A 15946-nucleotide genomic window follows, 5' to 3' on the forward strand; every position below is an offset into this window, starting at 1 on the left:
AATGACTGGTTTTGACATCACGCTGCTGATTTTAGCCGCACTTGTGCTTGCAACGCTTTTTGCTGGCATCAAGACTGTGCCGCAGGGCTACAACTACACAGTGGAGCGCTTTGGCCGCTATACCCGCACGCTGATGCCGGGCCTCAATCTCATTGTGCCTTTCTTCGACCGTATCGGCGCACGGCTTAACATGATGGAACAGGTGCTCGACGTTCCAACGCAGGAAGTCATCACCCGCGATAACGCCATTGTCGGCGTCGATGGCGTGGCCTTCTATCAGGTGCTCAATGCAGCACAGGCCGCCTATCAGGTTGCCAATCTGCAATATGCAATCCTGAACCTCACCATGACCAATATCCGTACCGTCATGGGCTCGATGGATCTCGACGAACTGCTTTCAAACCGTGACGCGATCAATGATCGTCTGCTGCGCGTTGTCGATGAAGCAGCCCATCCATGGGGCCTCAAAATGACGCGCGTTGAAATCAAGGATATCAATCCGCCTGCCGACATCGTCACCTCGATGGCCCGCCAGATGAAGGCGGAACGCGACAAGCGTGCGCAGGTTCTGGAAGCTGAAGGCGACCGTAATGCGCAGATCTTGCGCGCTGAAGGCCAGAAGCAGTCGCAGATCCTCGAAGCGGAAGGCAAGCTGGAAGCTGCCAAGCGCGAAGCTGAAGCACGCGAACGCCTTGCAGAAGCTGAAGCCAAGGCAACGACGCTGGTTTCCGACGCCGTTGCAAACGGTAATGTTCAGGCGCTCAACTACTTCGTTGCGCAGAAATACACCGAGGCACTCGGCAATATCGCCAGTGCCAAGAACCAGAAAGTGGTTTTGATGCCGCTTGAAGCAAGCTCGCTGATTGGCTCACTGGCTGGTATCGGTGCGATTGCCAAGGAAGTGTTTGGCGATGGCAGCCATCCGGTTGACCCGACACCGGCTGCACCAGCTCCACGCACGCGCAGCGTTCCTACCACTCGCAGCTAAAACAGGCAGGGCGTCATGATCATCAATTTCCTGTCACAACTTGGGCTCTGGGGATGGTTCGTTTTAGGACTCGTCCTGCTCATTCTGGAAATCCTGGCGCCCGGCATCTTCTTCATCTGGTTCGGCCTTGCGGCCCTCGTAACCGGCGTCTTTGCTTTTCTGCTGGGTTCGGTCGTGGGCTTTGGCTGGCAGTTGCAGATCGTCCTGTTTCTGGTGCTGGCCGTTATTTTCGTGTTGGCAGGACGCCGCGTTTTTGGCTCCAGCGACCGTCAGGATGAGCCTTTGCTCAATCGTCGCGGCGATCAGCTCGTCGGCCAGCGCGCCACCCTTGCGGAACCTATCGTCAACGGTCGCGGTCGCATCCGTATCAATGATACAACATGGCGCATCAAAGGCCCAGACTTACCCGCAGGTACTGAGGTGCATATCGTGTCGTTTGACCCGATCACGCTTGAGATGGAAGTGGCAGAGTAAGGCAGTAAGGCAGTAAGGATAGTGATCCTGCTTGCAGTTTAATGCCGCAAGGCCAGATCAAATCCGCAGCAAAAACATATTGCCCTACTGCCTTACTGCCCTATTCCCCTAACCTCAAGCCACCCCAATCCGCAGCAGATCGTGGAAGTGAACGAGGCCAATTGGGCGGTTGTCTTCAACAACGATCAGCGCGCCGATATGCTTTTCATTGATGAGGCTGAGTGCTGCGCTCGCCAGCAAATTCTTATCAATCGTCCTTGGCTTCCGCGTCATGATGTCATCAACGGTCAGCTCTGAAAGATTGCGGCTCAGATTGCGCGAAATATCACCATCAGAGATAAAGCCTGCCAATTGACCGTCCTGATCGACAACGATCACACAGCCAAAACTCTTTTGCGCCTGCACCTTCATAGCGTCCGTCATCAATGTACCCACATTGACCAGCGGCAGACGGTCGCCCTTATGCATGATCTCACGAACATGGACGAGACTTGCACCGAGCGAACCGCCCGGATGGAAGGTTTTGAAGTCTGTCGGGCTGAAACCACGCGCTTCGAGAAGCGCAATTGCAAGCGCATCGCCAATGGCCAACTGCATCATCGTTGATGTAGTCGGCGCCAAACCATGTGGACAGGCTTCCTGTGCTTTTGGCAATAACAACACGACATTCGCCGCACGTCCAAGAGCCGATTCCTCACCCGCAGTAATTGCGATCAGCGGAATGCGGAAGCGTTGCGAATAATTGACGATGCCCTTGAGTTCCGCCGTTTCGCCCGACCACGAAATTGCGAGAATGACATCATCCGTACCGATCATGCCGAGATCGCCGTGATTGGCTTCCGCCGAATGCACGAAGAAAGCGGACGTACCAGTCGATGCAAAAGTTGCTGCAAGCTTGGTGCCGATATGCCCGCTCTTGCCCACGCCAGTCACCACGAGACGGCCCTTGGAGGCAACAATCGTCCTGACTGCTTCCGCAAAGGGTGCAGCAAGGCCGTTGTTCAGCGCATCTTCAAGCGCTACGAGGCCCGCATTCTCGGTCTTGATGGTGCGCAGAGCCGAGGCAATCGAATCCTCCGCAGGCGCGGCTTCATGTGTCGTGTCGAGCTTTGTCATGACGCCAACGGTTAGCGCCTTCGCTGCTGCTTGTCCAAGCATTTGTTGACGCACAATAACGACGCTCAAAACGCAATCGTCAATAAAGAATTAACCATGTCCGTTTACCGTTCGCTTACCACGTTGCAACGGTTTGAAGACAATATGCTTTTTGCCAATATCCCATCGGGCGGACCATCGCCTTTTGCCCGCAGGCTGAAAAGCCTGTTGCTGGCAGGGGTTGCCCTGGCAATCAGCAATTCGATTGCATTTGCGCAGGATACGCAGCTGCGCGGCGATCTGGACGAAGACGGTAATCTTCCCATTTCCTCGTCAGAACAGAACGCCAATCGCGATATTGATCCTGCAAATCCGAATGCGCCTGTACAGGATAATCTTGCAGACGATTCCTACACGCCTCCCGCACCGCCTCAGCCCATTGAACCGGCGCAGGCAGCAACGATTGCCGAAGAAGAAGCACCTCGCTTCCTTGCCACCGACAATATGCCCGTCGGTGCGGTCACAACGGAAGAGCAGGACGAAACCGGTCGCGCGCGTCGTGAGAACCTGCCCGCGCTCCCCGAACAGGGGCGCCGTGCAACACAGGAAGCCGATCCATTCGCGCCAATCGGCATTCGTGCGGGCACGTTTGTATTGCGTCCAACACTCGAACAAGGCATTCGCGCCACCACCAATGGTGACAACAGCTCGACCGGCTCCAGCGCCGTGCTGTCGGAAACAACTCTCCGCCTCAATGCAGAATCGGATTGGGGACGCCATCAGGCGAAAATCGACGCCTCCGGCACAATGAGCAAATCAATCTCCGGGCAGGACGTGTCAGAACCTCGCGTCGATGTTCAGGGCAATCTGCGTTTTGATTTGAGCGACCAGACAACCGTGAATGCGGGGGCGGGCTATAAGCTGCGTCGTGAAAGCGCATCAAGCCCGAACGGCGTCACGGACGCTTTAAAGCGACCGCTCGTTCATACCATCAACGGCAGCCTCGGAATCGAACGCGACACCGGCCTGCTTTTTGGCCGTGCGACGGGTCGCGTCGAGCATGAAATCTATGGCGATGCGGAATTGTCTTCCGGGGGTACGGTCAGCCAGAAGGACCGCGACAATACCTATGCCAGTGTGACGCTGCGCGGCGGCTTCAGCATTTCACCGGCACTCAAGCCCTTTGCCGAAGTCGAACTCGGCAAGCGCATGTTCGATGATCGCGTGGACAGCAACGGTTATGAGCGTAGCGGCTCGCAATATGCAGTGCGCGGCGGTCTGATGTTTGATCGCGGTGAAAAATTCAACGGCGAGTTCTCGGCTGGCTTCATGCGCGTTAACAGCGATGACGCACGCCTCTCCGATATTAGTGGGCCGTCATTGGCTGCGAGCATCAACTGGTCGCCATTGCGCGGCACTGATGTTCAGCTTTTTGCGCAAACCACCGTCGATACATCGACGACGCCGGGCGTCGCCGGCGCGCTTTTGCACTTCGCAAGTATCGAAGTGAAACGCCAGGTGAGATCCGATCTTAGCCTGAACGGCAAGCTTGATCTCAATGTCCGCGACAACAAGGACGGCACTGGCACGGATTACACAGTCGGCGCCCAGATTGGCGCGACATACTGGATCAACCGCTTTGTCGGCATTGACGCACGACTAAGGCATGAGTTTCAAACCAGCCAGATTTCTTATCGCGAGTACCACGCCAACAGCATTTATGTCGGCATGAAAATACAGCGATAAAACATGCGCAAAAAAAGGACGGCTTGCGCCGTCCTTTCTGTTTTCAGTCCCACTTCGGTGCCAGTCCGTCCGGGCTGACGATGCGCCCATCTGTCCTGGCAAGCGCGTGGATTGCCTGCATTTCCGCTTCACTTAAGGCGAAGTCGAAGATGGCGAGGTTTTCTTTGATCCGCGCTTCGCTGACGGTCTTCGACAGTGCAATCACCTTATCCTGCTGCACCAGCCAGCGAAGAACCACCTGAGCAACCGACTTGCCATGGGCGGCAGCAATGTCCTTCAACACCGCGTCGCCGAACACCTTGCCGTCAGCCATCGCATAATAGCCGGTGATCGACATGCCTGCAGCGTGAGCCGCTTCAATCACTGCCTGCTGGTTCAGATAAGGGTGATACTCAATCTGGTTCGTCACCAGCGGCAGATCAGACAGGGCCTTTGCTTCCGCCATCAGAGCCGTGTTGAAGTTGGACACACCGATGTGACGCACCTTGCCAGCCTTTGCCACTTCATTCAGCGCGCCGATCTGCTCGGCAAGCGGCACGGCTTCATTTGGCCAGTGCAGAAGCAGAAGATCGACATAATCAGTCTTCAGCTTGGCAAGGCTTTCATCAACGGAATTGATAAAAGCTTGGTGCTTATAATGATCGACCCAGACTTTCGTGGTGAGGAAGATATCGCCACGCTGAATGCCGGAGCTGAAAATGGCTTCGCCGACTTCTGCTTCGTTGCCATAGATCTGGGCTGTATCGACATGGCGAAAGCCAGCCTTGAGCGCATAGGGAACAATGCGCAGCACATCTTCGCCGGGCATACGGAAAGTGCCAAGGCCGAGAGCCGGGATGGTGGCACCATTTGTTGTTACATTATGCATAGTCATTCCTTTTATTTTCAAGCGGTTGCGACGCGGGTTTCGGTGCGGCGATCAAGCACGCCGCTCAAAACTGTGAGGCCAAGAGCACCCGCGACGAGAATTGCACCAACCCAAGGGGTTGAGATGAGACCGAGCTGGCTTTCGACCACCATGCCTCCGAGCCAGGCGCCAAGCGCAATGCCGAGATTGAACGCTGCAATATTCAGCGCTGAAGCGACATCGACAGCCCCCGGACGGTGTTCTTTGGCAAGCTTCACCACATAGAGCTGCAGGCCGGGAACATTTGCGAATTGCAGGAAGCCGAGGGCCGCAAGCGTGATCAGCGTGAAGAGCGGCGACACAGCACTAAAGCTGAACAGCACCAGCACAATCGCTTGCAACACGAACAGAACAGTCAGGGCGCGCACCGGATCGGCGTTTGAAATGCGTCCACCGACAATATTGCCGATGGCAATGGCAATGCCATAAAGCACGAGAATGTAGCTGACGGAATCTGCGGAAAAGCCGGTAATATCCTGCAGGATCGGGGTGAGATAGGTGAAGGCCACAAACGTACCGCCATAACCGAGTGCGGTCATGCCATAGACAATCAGCAAGCGACCGGAGCCCAGAACACGCAGCTGATCCATGAGCGATGCTGGTTCAGCCTTCGGCAATGCACGCGGCAGAAGTGCTGCAATACCGACGAGAGCCACAAGGCCGATAGCCGAAACAGCCCAGAAGGTTGCACGCCAGCCAAAGTTCTGGCCGATCCATGTGCCGAGCGGCACGCCGGTAACGATTGCAACTGTCAGGCCCATGAACATCATGGCGATAGCCGAAGCACGTTTGTTTTCCGGCACGAGATCAGCCGCGATGGTGGCACCGACCGAGAAGAAAACGCCGTGCGCAAAGGCAGACAGCACGCGCCCGACCATGAGGATTTCATAGCTTGGGGCAGAAGCTGCAACCATGTTGCCAGCGATGAACAGCGCCATCAGGCCGAGCAGCAATGGCTTACGTTCAAGACGACCGGTCAGGGCCGTGAGGATTGGAGCGCCAAAGGTGACGCCAAGCGCATAAACGCTGACGATCAATCCGGCGAGCGGCAAAGTGATATTTAGATCCGAAGCGACCGTCGGCAGCAAGCCAACGATCACAAATTCGGTCGTCCCGATCGCATAGGCAGCGATCGTAAGAGCAATGAGAGCGACAGGCATGGGAGGAGTTCCTGTTGTTTAACTTTGTCTCCATATCGCTCTCTGGATATCAAATGATAAGAGTGATAATCTTGCATATAACTGTTCATAAAATTCACAGGTGATGCTTTGGATAACCGCTTCGGTGAAATGGAAGTCTTTGCGCGCGCAGTGGCAACAGGCAGTTTTTCCGCTGCCGCCCGTCAGCTCAACATGACACCGTCAGCGATCAGCCGTCTTGTCTCGAGGCTGGAAGATCGCTTGCAGGTGCGTCTGCTGGTGCGGTCCACCCGCAGTCTGACGCCGACACCGGAAGGTGAAATCTATCTGGCGGAAGCGCGCAGCCTGCTCGACCGGCTGACGGAAATGGAGGCGCGCATCACCGATGGCGCAAAGGCAGCAGTACGCGGCCCTTTGCGTGTCAGTTCGACGGTCGGCTTTGGTGCAACGGTCATCATGCCGCTGGTGCCTGAATTTCTGAAACTATATCCGGAGGTCGAGCTGGATATTACCTTAAACGACAGCATTATCGATCTCTGGCAGGAGAGAACCGATCTTGCGATCCGCTCCGGCGTCTTGAAGGATTCGGCTTTGAAAGCCCGCCCAATCACTCTGATGCGGCGGCTGGTGGTTGCCTCTCCGCTTTATCTGGAAAGGCACGGCACGCCACAGAGACCGGAAGACCTTAAAACGCATAATTGTCTGCGTTATAATTTCCAGCCGAGCGAATGGGAGTTTGCCGACCCGGATACGGGCCATAGCATTCGACAGGTGGTTTCCGGCAATTTTCTTGGCAGCGACGGCACGATCTTAAGACGCATCTGCCTTGAAGGCGGTGGGCTGATGAAGACCGGCGAGCATACTGTTGCCGATGATCTGGCAAGCGGGCGACTGGTGGAAGTGATGGCCGCATGGTCGCCTGCGGAGCCTGAGAAAATCCATGCGGTTTTCCCCGGCCACCCTCACCTCGCCGCGCGTATCCGTGCCTTTATCGACTTCCTTGCGGCAAAACTCTGATTCAGAGCGCATCCCGAAAAGTGTGAAACGGTTTTCGGAAAAGATGCGCGTTAAAGTGAGAAATTGGAGCGCATCGGGCCAGCCATGCGTGAGAGAATGCCGTCTTTAAGAACCAGTCGATGAAACAGTGCGGCCAGTATGTGGGCGACAATCAACACGCACAGAACCCATGAAAGCAGGCTGTGCAGCGCATTTGCGGGTGCCATCATCCATTCCACTTTCTCGCCCGTTGCAGGGACAATATTGATGCCCCATTGCTCGCGTCCCTTACCGCTGCCATAGGCGCGAAACAGTGCCAGAGCCGGAATGGCGAACAGCAGCACATAGAAAGCATTATGTGCAATGCGCGCCAGTTTGCCCATCAGTCCTGCTTGATGCGGCGGGCGCTGATTGCGATTGGTGAATGCCCAGATGCCACGCACGACAACCAGCACAATCGTCAGAAACCCGACCGTTCCATGTGCCGGACCGAAAACCCTGATCGCATCAAGCACCGGTGAAGGGCCAACCATTTTCCACGAAAGGATCATCACAAACTGCCAGAGCAGAATATAGGCCATTGCCCAATGTAGAATCCGACTCACAAGCCCGTATCGCTCCGGAGAATCCATCCAGAGCGGCGTGTTCGTATTCATCAGATTATCCTTTCGGCCAAAGAACGCACAAAGGACGCTCCGAATATTTAATTTTGCGCATCGTGCTTTTCGAAAATCGTTCACGATTTCCGGGCCGATGCGAGCGCCCAGGCAAGATAGGGCGCACCGACCAAAGCTGCGAAAAGGCCCAGCGGTAACTCATAGGGGAAGGTCGCATTGCGCGAACCAAGATCGGCAATCACCATCAAAAGCGCGCCCAGTACGGCTGATGCCACGACATGCGACTGAGCCTGATCAAAGCCCATACGGCGCGTCATATGCGGCGCCATCAGCCCCACAAAGCTCAAAGGGCCGACGAGAAGCGATGCGGCGGCACTGGCAATTGCGGCAAGCAGGATCGTCAATATCCGCGCAGACCGCACCGGCAAACCAAGCGAGACTGGAATCGTCTGCCCCAGCGGCAGGATGGTTAACCAGCGGGACGCGAGCAATGCCAGCCCAATCACTGTGAATGTCAGCACGACAAGGAAAAGCGAACTTTCCGGCGTTGCCGTTGCCGATGACCCGCTGAGCCAGGCAAGAATCTGCCACGACCGCTGATCGCCGATCGAGAGGAAAATGCTTAATATGGCAGATGCGAGCGAACCGACCGAAATACCGGCCAGCAGCAAGCGTGCGGATGAGAGCCTTCTGCGGCTCGCAAAGCTCAACACAACCAGCATGGCAATCAGCGCACCAATGGACGCGCAAAGCAGCAATTGCGCATTATTGGGTGCGGCGAAAATTGTCAGTGCTAAAGCAAAGCCTATGCCTGCCCCGCCACTGACGCCGATTACTTCCGGGCTTGCCAGCGGGTTGCCGGTTAGTCGCTGAAGGACAGCGCCCGCCATTGCAAGCAGACTGCCTGCGGCAGCGGCAGCCAGAAGGCGCGGCCAGCGCAAAGGCAAGATATCGCGAAGATTATCGCCTGTCAGAAGCAACCAGCCTTCCGGCGTGCGCGCAAGCGCAAGAGCGAGAAAAGCTGAGACCAGCAGAGCGATGAGTAGCAAGCCAAGTTTGGCATTTGAAGCACGTCTGAAAACCTGTGCAGATGAGGATTGCTGCGATCCTGTCGAACGCACACGCGGAATGAGCCAGAGCAGCAAAGGCCCGCCGATCAGCGCGGTAACCGCGCCCGTCGGGAAAGTCTCACCCAGATTTGCGCCGAAAACTTGCACCGCTCCGTCGCAGATCCAGAGAAGAACGGCACCAGCAAAAGGTGACGCCAGCAGGATTGAACCCGGCTTCCTAACCCCGAAGCCACGGACGATTGCAGGGGCAGCCAGACCGATAAAACTGACAAGCCCGACACTGGCCGCAACGCCGGCACTCAGCACCACCGCAACAGCCACGACCGCCACACGCAGCCATGCCAGCGGAACACCCAGCGAGCGCGCACTGCTATCGCCAAGGCCTGCAAGCGTCAGCGGACGGCTCAGCATGATTGCGGCAATGAGGCAGACAAGGAATTGCAAAGCAAGGGCGACCGTCGATGACCAGTCCTGCTGGCTCAGCGAACCGCCATTCCATGTCACAAGCGACATGAGATACTGGCCCTGCGATAGCGTCATCGCGGCGGAAATCGCACTGCATGTCACACCGATCAGAAGACCGGACACGACCATCGTCACCGGCTCAAGCCGACTGCGCCAGCCGAGCAGAAACACGATTGCGGTCGCAACACCAGCACCCGAAAGCGCCACCGCCCAGCGAAACTGGTCAAGCACTGTCGGGAAGAACAGCGTTGCCGTAACGATTGCCAGCTGCGCGCCCGACGACACGCCAAGCGTCGATGGATCGGCAATCGGGTTGTTGAGCAAACGCTGCAGCAAAGCACCAGCCAGCCCCAGTGCTGCACCGGCAAAAATCGCAACGGAAGCACGCGGAAACAGCGCATAGGCCAGAATGACCTGCTCGGTGCTCATGTTTTGCGGATTAAACGGCAGCGAAGGCCATTGTGCAAAAGGCAAAAACGCGTTGGCGTTCCAGAGAAACAGCCCAAGAGCAATCATAACGCCGATTACAGCGCTTGAAATCAGTCCACCACGGGTCACAGGAATGCCTCGCCGCTTGCCTGCAACGCCCGGCTCAGAAGCCGTGCAAATCGCAATCCGGCGGTCAGTCCGCCATAGGGATTGATGTTACCCACCATATAGACACGGCCGTCGCGGACAGGTTTGAGCGATTGCCAGATCACGCTGTTGCGCAGGCTGTTGCGCGATTCAACTGGAATATCCGAGATAATGATGATGCGCGCATCAGGATTTGCTGCCAGATTTTCCAGCGGAACGGGGGCCGCAAATGTAAAGCGCGAGCGATCCGTCCAGGCGTTTGGCAGACCAAGCCGTTCCAGCACGTCACCAAACATGCTGTCATTGCCGAAAGCGCGGAAATGGCGCGCATCGCCAATATTGATGAGGTAGGTTGGGCGCGATGCAAAAGGTTTCAACGTCTCTTTGGTCTCGGCAATAAACTTCGCCTGAGCCTCAATAACACTTGATGCTTTGGCGCTGAGTTCAAGCTTATCGCCCAGCGCCGTTACAGCTTGCAGCGACTTCTCATAAGGCCCCTCGCCGCGCACGTAAAACGGCAACGACATGATCGGCGCTATCGATTTCATCGCCTCTTCATGGCGGGTATAAAAAGGGGAACTCAGGATCAGATCAGGCTTGAGCAGATAAAGCAGCTCGAAATTCGGCGAACCACGCAGACCGAGATCGACAACCGAAGCAGGCAATTGCGGCTCAACCGCATCTTCACGAAACCGGATCAGCTCTGTTGCCGCAATCGGCGTGACACCCAATGCCACCAGACATTCGAGCATTGCCCAATCGATTGCCGCAATGCGCGGAAATGGATTGGCGCGCGCCACATTCGGCAAAGCCAAAGCCGCCAGAAGGCCAAGGGCTTTCCGGCGGCTGATTTTAGATGCAGAGACTATCGATCCGCGTTGCGGGCCTGTTACCATGTAAATGTCAGCTTGCTCATATAGGTTCTGCCGTCACCATAGTTACATCCGAAAGAACTGCAACTTGCGACATACTTCTTGTCCGCAATATTCTTGATATTGAGCGACGCCCTGATGTGATCCTTCTGATAGTGGATTGCAGCATCGGCGAGAGTCACGCCATCAAGATCAAGCGTATTCCCTGTATCGCCAAAACGCTGGCCTAGATAGCGCACGCCGCCACCGACGCCAAATCCTTCAAGCACGGAACCTTCCTGGAAGGTGTAGTCAAGCCACAGGCTGGCTGCATGTTCCGGCACGTTCGGTGGACGATTTCCGTCATCCTTGCCGCTTACGATTTCGGCCTTCATATAGGTGTAGGCTGTACGCAGATCGAGGCCTTGAGTAAGGCTGGTCACACCTTCAAGCTCAAGCCCCTTAACCTGAATTTCGCCGATCTGTTCAGTCGTGGAACCGGTTCCGCCCGGCAGCGGAACGCTGATTGGCACATTCTGCTGGCGCAGATCATAAACCGCTGCCGCAAAGTAACCATCCCAGCCATTTGGCTGATATTTTACGCCTGCTTCCCACTGCTTGCCGGTCGTTGGCTGCAATACACCTGCGGTTGCCGAAACTGCTACAGGTTCAAACGAAGTCGAATAGCTGACATAAGGCGCGATGCCATTGTCAAACACATAACCAAGGCCTGCACGGCCGGTCAGTTTCTCATCATCCTGATCAAGCGGGCGAGGTGTATTGGTATTGCGATTGGTCGAGGTGCCGCGGGTCGAAGCCCAATCCTGACGCAGAGCGAAAGTCGCGCGCCAGTTTTCATAGGCCAGCTCGTCCTGCGCATAGATACCAACCTGCGTCATGCGGGAATCGACAAGCGTGTTAACGGTCGGCTTCGCGGTCAGGTACTTGATCGGCCCACCATAGACAGGGTTGTAGGCATCAAGTGTGGTCGCACTCCAGAACTGCGTTCCGGCACTATTGTCGAAATAGCGATAGTCGACACCGACAAGAAACTTGTGCTCGACCGGACCTGTATCGAACTCGGCGACCAGATTATTATCGATATTGAACGTGTTCAGGCGTTCGTTCTGAACTGTGGCCGTGCGGTTGATCGTGCGGCCGTCCTTTGCGAGACCGGTCGATGCCATGCCAAGCGCCGTATAATCCCAGCGTTGATTGGTGTAACGCGCGTTCTGCCGGAAGGTCCATGTTTCGTTGATGCGATGTTCAAGCTCATAACCGAGATTGACGACATTGCGGCTTGAATCGTCATAGCTTGGATCGCCGACATAGAAGTCGCGTGGCAGACTGTAATCGGTCGCGTTCAATGTGAGCTGTGCAGGCAAGCCCGAAGGTGAGCTTGGATTGTCATGCTGGAAGCTGGTGAGAATGGTGAGCTTGGTATCTTCATCCGGCTTCCATGTGAAAGCGGGCGCGATGAAATAGCGATCATTGTCGAGATAGTCAGTCTGTGTGCCAGCTTTGCGCACCATGCCCGTCAGGCGATAGGCAAACTGATCACTTTCCGCGACAGGACCGCCAAAATCGAAATAGGTGCCATAGGTGTCATAGCTGCCAGCCTGAACACCGATCTCGCCGAACTTCTCAAAAGTCGGGCGTTTGCTGATCATATTGATCAGGCCACCGGGATTACCCTGACCGAACATCACCGAAGCAGGTCCGCGCACCACTTCGATACGTTCAAGCATATAAGGATCAACCGCCGAGGCACCTGCAGTGCGCATCAGGCGAAGACCGTTTAAGAACTGCACCTGACGGCCATCAAAACCACGGATCAGCGGTGAATCAAAGCGCGGGTCGGAACCATAGGGTTCGGAAACCACACCCGGCGTATAGCCAAGCGCTTGCCCAAGGGTTTGCGCATCCTGAGCTTTCAACTGATCAGCCGTAATGACAGAAATAGACTGCGGGGTTTCAACCAGCGGCGTACCGGTCTTGGTCGCGCTGATGCTTGTTCTGGCAACATAACCTTTGACGGGAGCGGTCGGATCTTCCGAACCGCTATTCACAACAATCGGTGCAAGCACGGTGGGGCTTGCTGTTTCCTGCGCATGTGCTGCAACGATGGCAGCGAAGGTTGTGCCGGAAAGAATGACGACCGATAATGCGTGGCGGTTTCGGGCCAGGATTTTCACTTTGATCCCCTCAAGGTTTAAACTGGACCCCATTAATCATCTTTTCGTAATCTATCCAATAATTCAAGGGCGTATTTTTCATAAGTTTGAGTTATGCTAATCAAAATCGCCATAGTTTTGAATTATTCAAAGAAACAACCATGCCGGAACAGCGCAGCAAGCTCCTTACGTCCAAATCCTTTGAACTCCGACATCTGCGTTATTTCTGCGCGCTTGTTGAGGAGAAGAACTTTGAACGGGCAGCTGCAAAACTTGGCATTGCCCAACCGGGTCTCAGCCAGCAGATCATGGCGCTGGAAACCATTCTCGGTGCGCCGCTTCTTGATCGCTCGCGACGCGCCGTTCAACTGACGCAATCAGGCGAAGTGCTTTATCGCGAGGCCGTCAAAATACTCATGCAGGTCGATGCGACGATGATTGCGGTCAACCGTGCCGGGCGTGGTGAAATCGGTCAGATCTCCATCGGCTATGTCGCCTCTGCCGCCTATTCGGGCGTGGTGTTCGAGACCATTCGCAAGTTCAAGCAGGAATATCCCGACGTTTCGGTCAATCTGGTCGAGATGGAACTGAGGATGCAATTGACGCGCATTTCCGAAGGGCTTCTCGATATGGGCTTCGTGCGCTGGCCTGCGCTTCTTCTGCCGGGCCTCACCAGTCTTGTGGTAAGAAAGGAGCCGCTTGTTGCAGTTCTCAGCGAAACACACCCGCTGGCACATCAAGCTACCATTGAGCTTCCATCCCTCAAGGATGAAATCTTCATCACCCCGCGTCAGCCAGCCGATATCGGCTTTCACGGCACAACAATCGAAGCCTGTCACAGCGCAGGCTTTGAACCCAACATCAGCGCCCAAGCGCTCGATTTCACCGAAATTGCGAGCCGCGCATCTATCGGGATGGGCGTGGCGCTTGCGCCAAAATCCTTGAGTGCTGTGGGCTTGCCCGGCATTCGCTATATCGATGTTGCAGGCATTTCCACTACGTCCGACGTTGCACTGGCTTTCCGTAAAAGCGAGGCATCGCAGGCGGTTAAGAGTTTTATCGCCATGTGCCGACGCATGGGGCTCTAAAGATTGCCATTCTCCAAAATGAAATCCACAACCTCCTGCACGCCCTTGCCGCGATGCAGATCGGTAAATCCATAAGGACGCTTGCCACGCATCCGCGCAGCGTCGCCATTCATGATATCGAGATCCACATGAACATAGGGCGCAAGATCGCTCTTGTTAATCACAAGAAAATCGGACCGCGTGATACCCGGTCCGCCCTTGCGCGGTATTTCCTCGCCCTGACAAACGGAAATTACGTAAAGCGTCAGATCCGCGAGATCGGGCGAAAATGTTGCTGCAAGATTGTCACCACCAGATTCGATGAAAACGATATCCAGATCGGGAAACCGCTTGTTCATCTCGGCAATCGCCTGAAGATTGATTGAAGCGTCTTCGCGGATCGCCGTGTGCGGACACCCGCCTGTCTCCACACCCATGATGCGATCTTCGGACAAGGCCTGATGTTTGGCGAGAATGAGCGCATCCTCCCGCGTGTAAATATCGTTTGTGATGACCGCAATGGAATATTTCTCGCGCAAGGCCTTGCAGAGTTTTTCCGTCAAAGTTGTCTTTCCCGAGCCAACGGGGCCACCGATACCAACGCGCAAAGGTCCGTTTTTCTGTGTCATGAGCGGAAAAGCCTCGAATGCTGTGTTTCATGTTTCATGGCCATGATTTCAGCAAGAAATGTTGCCGAACCAAGGTCATCCAATGTGGATTGAGCAGCCCTTGCAGCCGTCGTAACAAGCGTTGGCTCCAAAGCTGCCATCAGGCTGGTGACACCCGTTTGCCCGGTAACAGAAAGCCGGATGGATGCTTGCAGAAGATTGATGGAAAAAGCCTGAAGGTAGGCGCTCAGTGCCAATCCAAGCGGAATGCCGTGCGCGCCCGACAGGGCACCCACCGCAACAGGATAAGCGCATTCAGACGGCAAGCGTCTGAAAATCGCATGATCCCAAGTTTTGGCAGCCATCAGAAATGCCGAGCCTTGCAACATGGTTTCCATGTGCCGTTCGTTTGAACCTGCCAGTGCTTCACCAAGCTCCGCCACGCCCTGAAGATCGCCACCTGAAACGGCCTGTCGCCAGCTTTCTGCAAACAGGACAGCATCATTCCAGCCCGATCCATAATTGATGAGCGATTGCAGCCATGTTTGCAGGCCTTCAACATCCGTCACCAGACCATCATGAACCGCACGTTCCAGCCCATTGCTATAGCTGAACGAGCCCACCGGAAAGACCGGCGAAAGCCAGGCCATCAAGCGCAGCAATGCAACGTTCTGATCAGTCGTGATCGTGGTGGTGATGGTCATGGTGGTGATGCTGGTGATCATGTGCGGAATGTCCGCCCGAATAGGCTCCACGCAATGGGCTGAAGATTTCAACGGTATCCATGACTTTGGCGCCAAGCCCTTCGAGCATCGCCTTGATTACGTGATCCCGCAGAATGAAGATGCGATCCGGTTCAATCTGTGCAGCGAGATGTCTGTTGCCGATGTGCCATGCAAGCTCCGCAATATGGAGTGCATCGCGACCGCGAACCTCATAAAGCGCCTCTCGAGCGGCACGAATTTCGATCTCGCGCCCATCTTCCAGCACCAACCGGTCGCCATGGTCGAGCACCACCGGCTCTGCAAAATCCAGAAAGATTTTCTCACCGTCTTCAAGTGCTATGGCTTTGCGACGCAGATGGCGCTCATCGCGTTCGAGGATTGCATGGCCTGCCGGGACAGCATCGATCACTTCATGAGCGCGGATTATCGACTTTACTTCTATCATTTC

Annotated in this window: 15 protein-coding genes; 5 read left to right on the forward strand and 10 right to left on the reverse strand. The window is 55.5% G+C overall.

The features are described 5' to 3' along the window. Position 1: 1 nt before the first annotated feature. Positions 2–988 carry an SPFH domain-containing protein gene (locus CEV34_RS11510; RefSeq protein ID WP_007877143.1) on the forward strand — a complete coding sequence of 329 codons (987 nt, stop codon included), beginning with the start codon at positions 2–4 and terminating at the stop codon, positions 986–988. A 15-nt stretch (positions 989–1003) separates the two neighbouring features. Further along, a complete protein-coding gene (locus tag CEV34_RS11515) occupies positions 1004–1462 on the forward strand; it encodes an NfeD family protein (RefSeq protein ID WP_007877145.1) in 459 nt (152 codons plus the stop codon). Positions 1463–1576: 114 nt separating this feature from the next. Here the strand turns inward: CEV34_RS11515 and CEV34_RS11520 are convergent, their stop codons facing one another. After that, on the reverse strand, positions 1577–2578 hold the full coding sequence (locus tag CEV34_RS11520) for a KpsF/GutQ family sugar-phosphate isomerase (RefSeq protein WP_007877147.1): 1002 nt from the start codon (positions 2576–2578) through the stop codon (positions 1577–1579). Between the two features lie 144 nt (positions 2579–2722). Between CEV34_RS11520 and CEV34_RS11525 the strand changes: the two genes are divergently transcribed. Next, a complete protein-coding gene (locus tag CEV34_RS11525; protein ID WP_039860239.1) occupies positions 2723–4303 on the forward strand; it encodes an outer membrane beta-barrel protein in 1581 nt (526 codons plus the stop codon). Positions 4304–4346: 43 nt separating this feature from the next. Here CEV34_RS11525 and CEV34_RS11530 read toward each other — a convergent pair whose 3' ends face one another. Both CEV34_RS11530 and CEV34_RS11535 read right to left on the reverse strand, forming a co-directional pair. Next, complete coding sequence (locus CEV34_RS11530; RefSeq protein ID WP_007877149.1) at positions 4347–5171, reverse strand: aldo/keto reductase; 825 nt, start codon at positions 5169–5171, stop codon at positions 4347–4349. A gap of 17 nt (positions 5172–5188) precedes the next feature. Continuing rightward, entirely contained in the window at positions 5189–6370 is a 1182-nt protein-coding gene (locus tag CEV34_RS11535; RefSeq protein WP_007877150.1) for an MFS transporter, read from the reverse strand. A gap of 108 nt (positions 6371–6478) precedes the next feature. On the opposite strand from CEV34_RS11535, the gene CEV34_RS11540 reads away from it, so the two are divergent. Further along, on the forward strand, positions 6479–7366 hold the full coding sequence (locus CEV34_RS11540; RefSeq protein WP_143853344.1) for a LysR family transcriptional regulator: 888 nt from the start codon (positions 6479–6481) through the stop codon (positions 7364–7366). A gap of 50 nt (positions 7367–7416) precedes the next feature. Here CEV34_RS11540 and CEV34_RS11545 read toward each other — a convergent pair whose 3' ends face one another. The 4 genes from CEV34_RS11545 to CEV34_RS11560 all read right to left on the reverse strand — a co-directional run bounded on the left by CEV34_RS11545 (position 7417) and on the right by CEV34_RS11560 (position 13152). Next, positions 7417–8001: a cytochrome b gene (locus CEV34_RS11545; RefSeq protein WP_039860241.1), complete on the reverse strand. Its 585-nt coding sequence runs from the start codon at positions 7999–8001 to the stop codon at positions 7417–7419. Between the two features lie 80 nt (positions 8002–8081). Next, positions 8082–10013, reverse strand: a complete 1932-nt coding sequence (gene fhuB, locus CEV34_RS11550; protein ID WP_051063947.1) for a Fe(3+)-hydroxamate ABC transporter permease FhuB — start codon at positions 10011–10013, stop codon at positions 8082–8084. Positions 10014–10051: 38 nt separating this feature from the next. After that, complete coding sequence (locus tag CEV34_RS11555) at positions 10052–10969, reverse strand: iron-siderophore ABC transporter substrate-binding protein (protein ID WP_064321391.1); 918 nt, start codon at positions 10967–10969, stop codon at positions 10052–10054. Continuing rightward, on the reverse strand, positions 10963–13152 hold the full coding sequence (locus tag CEV34_RS11560) for a TonB-dependent siderophore receptor (protein WP_007877159.1): 2190 nt from the start codon (positions 13150–13152) through the stop codon (positions 10963–10965). The genes CEV34_RS11555 and CEV34_RS11560 overlap by 7 nt, the downstream gene beginning before the upstream one ends. Before the next feature lie 107 nt (positions 13153–13259). Here CEV34_RS11560 and CEV34_RS11565 point away from each other — a divergent pair, with 107 nt between their 5' ends. Further along, positions 13260–14186 carry a LysR family transcriptional regulator gene (locus CEV34_RS11565; RefSeq protein WP_007877165.1) on the forward strand — a complete coding sequence of 309 codons (927 nt, stop codon included), beginning with the start codon at positions 13260–13262 and terminating at the stop codon, positions 14184–14186. Here CEV34_RS11565 and ureG read toward each other — a convergent pair. Genes ureG through ureE form a run of 3 tightly spaced genes read right to left on the reverse strand, consistent with a single transcriptional unit; the run spans position 14183 to position 15943 of the window. Next, positions 14183–14794 carry an urease accessory protein UreG gene (gene ureG / locus CEV34_RS11570; protein ID WP_007877167.1) on the reverse strand — a complete coding sequence of 204 codons (612 nt, stop codon included), beginning with the start codon at positions 14792–14794 and terminating at the stop codon, positions 14183–14185. The two genes, CEV34_RS11565 and ureG, sit on opposite strands and share 4 nt — an antisense overlap. After that, positions 14791–15477, reverse strand: coding sequence for an urease accessory protein UreF (locus tag CEV34_RS11575; protein WP_007877168.1), 687 nt, complete (start codon positions 15475–15477; stop codon positions 14791–14793). Before CEV34_RS11575 ends, ureG begins: the two co-directional genes overlap by 4 nt. Beyond that, entirely contained in the window at positions 15449–15943 is a 495-nt protein-coding gene (ureE, locus tag CEV34_RS11580) for an urease accessory protein UreE (protein WP_007877169.1), read from the reverse strand. Before ureE ends, CEV34_RS11575 begins: the two co-directional genes overlap by 29 nt. Positions 15944–15946: the final 3 nt, after the last annotated feature.

This window comes from Brucella pseudogrignonensis (assembly GCF_002252525.1).
Classification (GTDB): Bacteria; Pseudomonadota; Alphaproteobacteria; order Rhizobiales; family Rhizobiaceae; genus Brucella; species Brucella pseudogrignonensis.

Coding starts and splice junctions, on each gene's coding strand:
- CEV34_RS11535 (WP_007877150.1), bottom strand. CDS start 6,370: ATGCCTGTCGCTCTCATTGCTCTTACGATCGCTGCCTATGCGATCGGG.
- CEV34_RS11560 (WP_007877159.1), bottom strand. CDS start 13,152: ATGGGGTCCAGTTTAAACCTTGAGGGGATCAAAGTGAAAATCCTGGCC.
- CEV34_RS11525 (WP_039860239.1), top strand. CDS start 2,723: ATGCTTTTTGCCAATATCCCATCGGGCGGACCATCGCCTTTTGCCCGC.
- ureE (WP_007877169.1), bottom strand. CDS start 15,943: ATGATAGAAGTAAAGTCGATAATCCGCGCTCATGAAGTGATCGATGCT.
- CEV34_RS11545 (WP_039860241.1), bottom strand. CDS start 8,001: ATGAATACGAACACGCCGCTCTGGATGGATTCTCCGGAGCGATACGGG.
- CEV34_RS11565 (WP_007877165.1), top strand. CDS start 13,260: ATGCCGGAACAGCGCAGCAAGCTCCTTACGTCCAAATCCTTTGAACTC.
- CEV34_RS11555 (WP_064321391.1), bottom strand. CDS start 10,969: ATGGTAACAGGCCCGCAACGCGGATCGATAGTCTCTGCATCTAAAATC.
- CEV34_RS11510 (WP_007877143.1), top strand. CDS start 2: ATGACTGGTTTTGACATCACGCTGCTGATTTTAGCCGCACTTGTGCTT.
- ureG (WP_007877167.1), bottom strand. CDS start 14,794: ATGACACAGAAAAACGGACCTTTGCGCGTTGGTATCGGTGGCCCCGTT.
- CEV34_RS11515 (WP_007877145.1), top strand. CDS start 1,004: ATGATCATCAATTTCCTGTCACAACTTGGGCTCTGGGGATGGTTCGTT.
- CEV34_RS11520 (WP_007877147.1), bottom strand. CDS start 2,578: ATGACAAAGCTCGACACGACACATGAAGCCGCGCCTGCGGAGGATTCG.
- fhuB (WP_051063947.1), bottom strand. CDS start 10,013: ATGATTGCTCTTGGGCTGTTTCTCTGGAACGCCAACGCGTTTTTGCCT.
- CEV34_RS11530 (WP_007877149.1), bottom strand. CDS start 5,171: ATGCATAATGTAACAACAAATGGTGCCACCATCCCGGCTCTCGGCCTT.
- CEV34_RS11575 (WP_007877168.1), bottom strand. CDS start 15,477: ATGACCATCACCACCACGATCACGACTGATCAGAACGTTGCATTGCTG.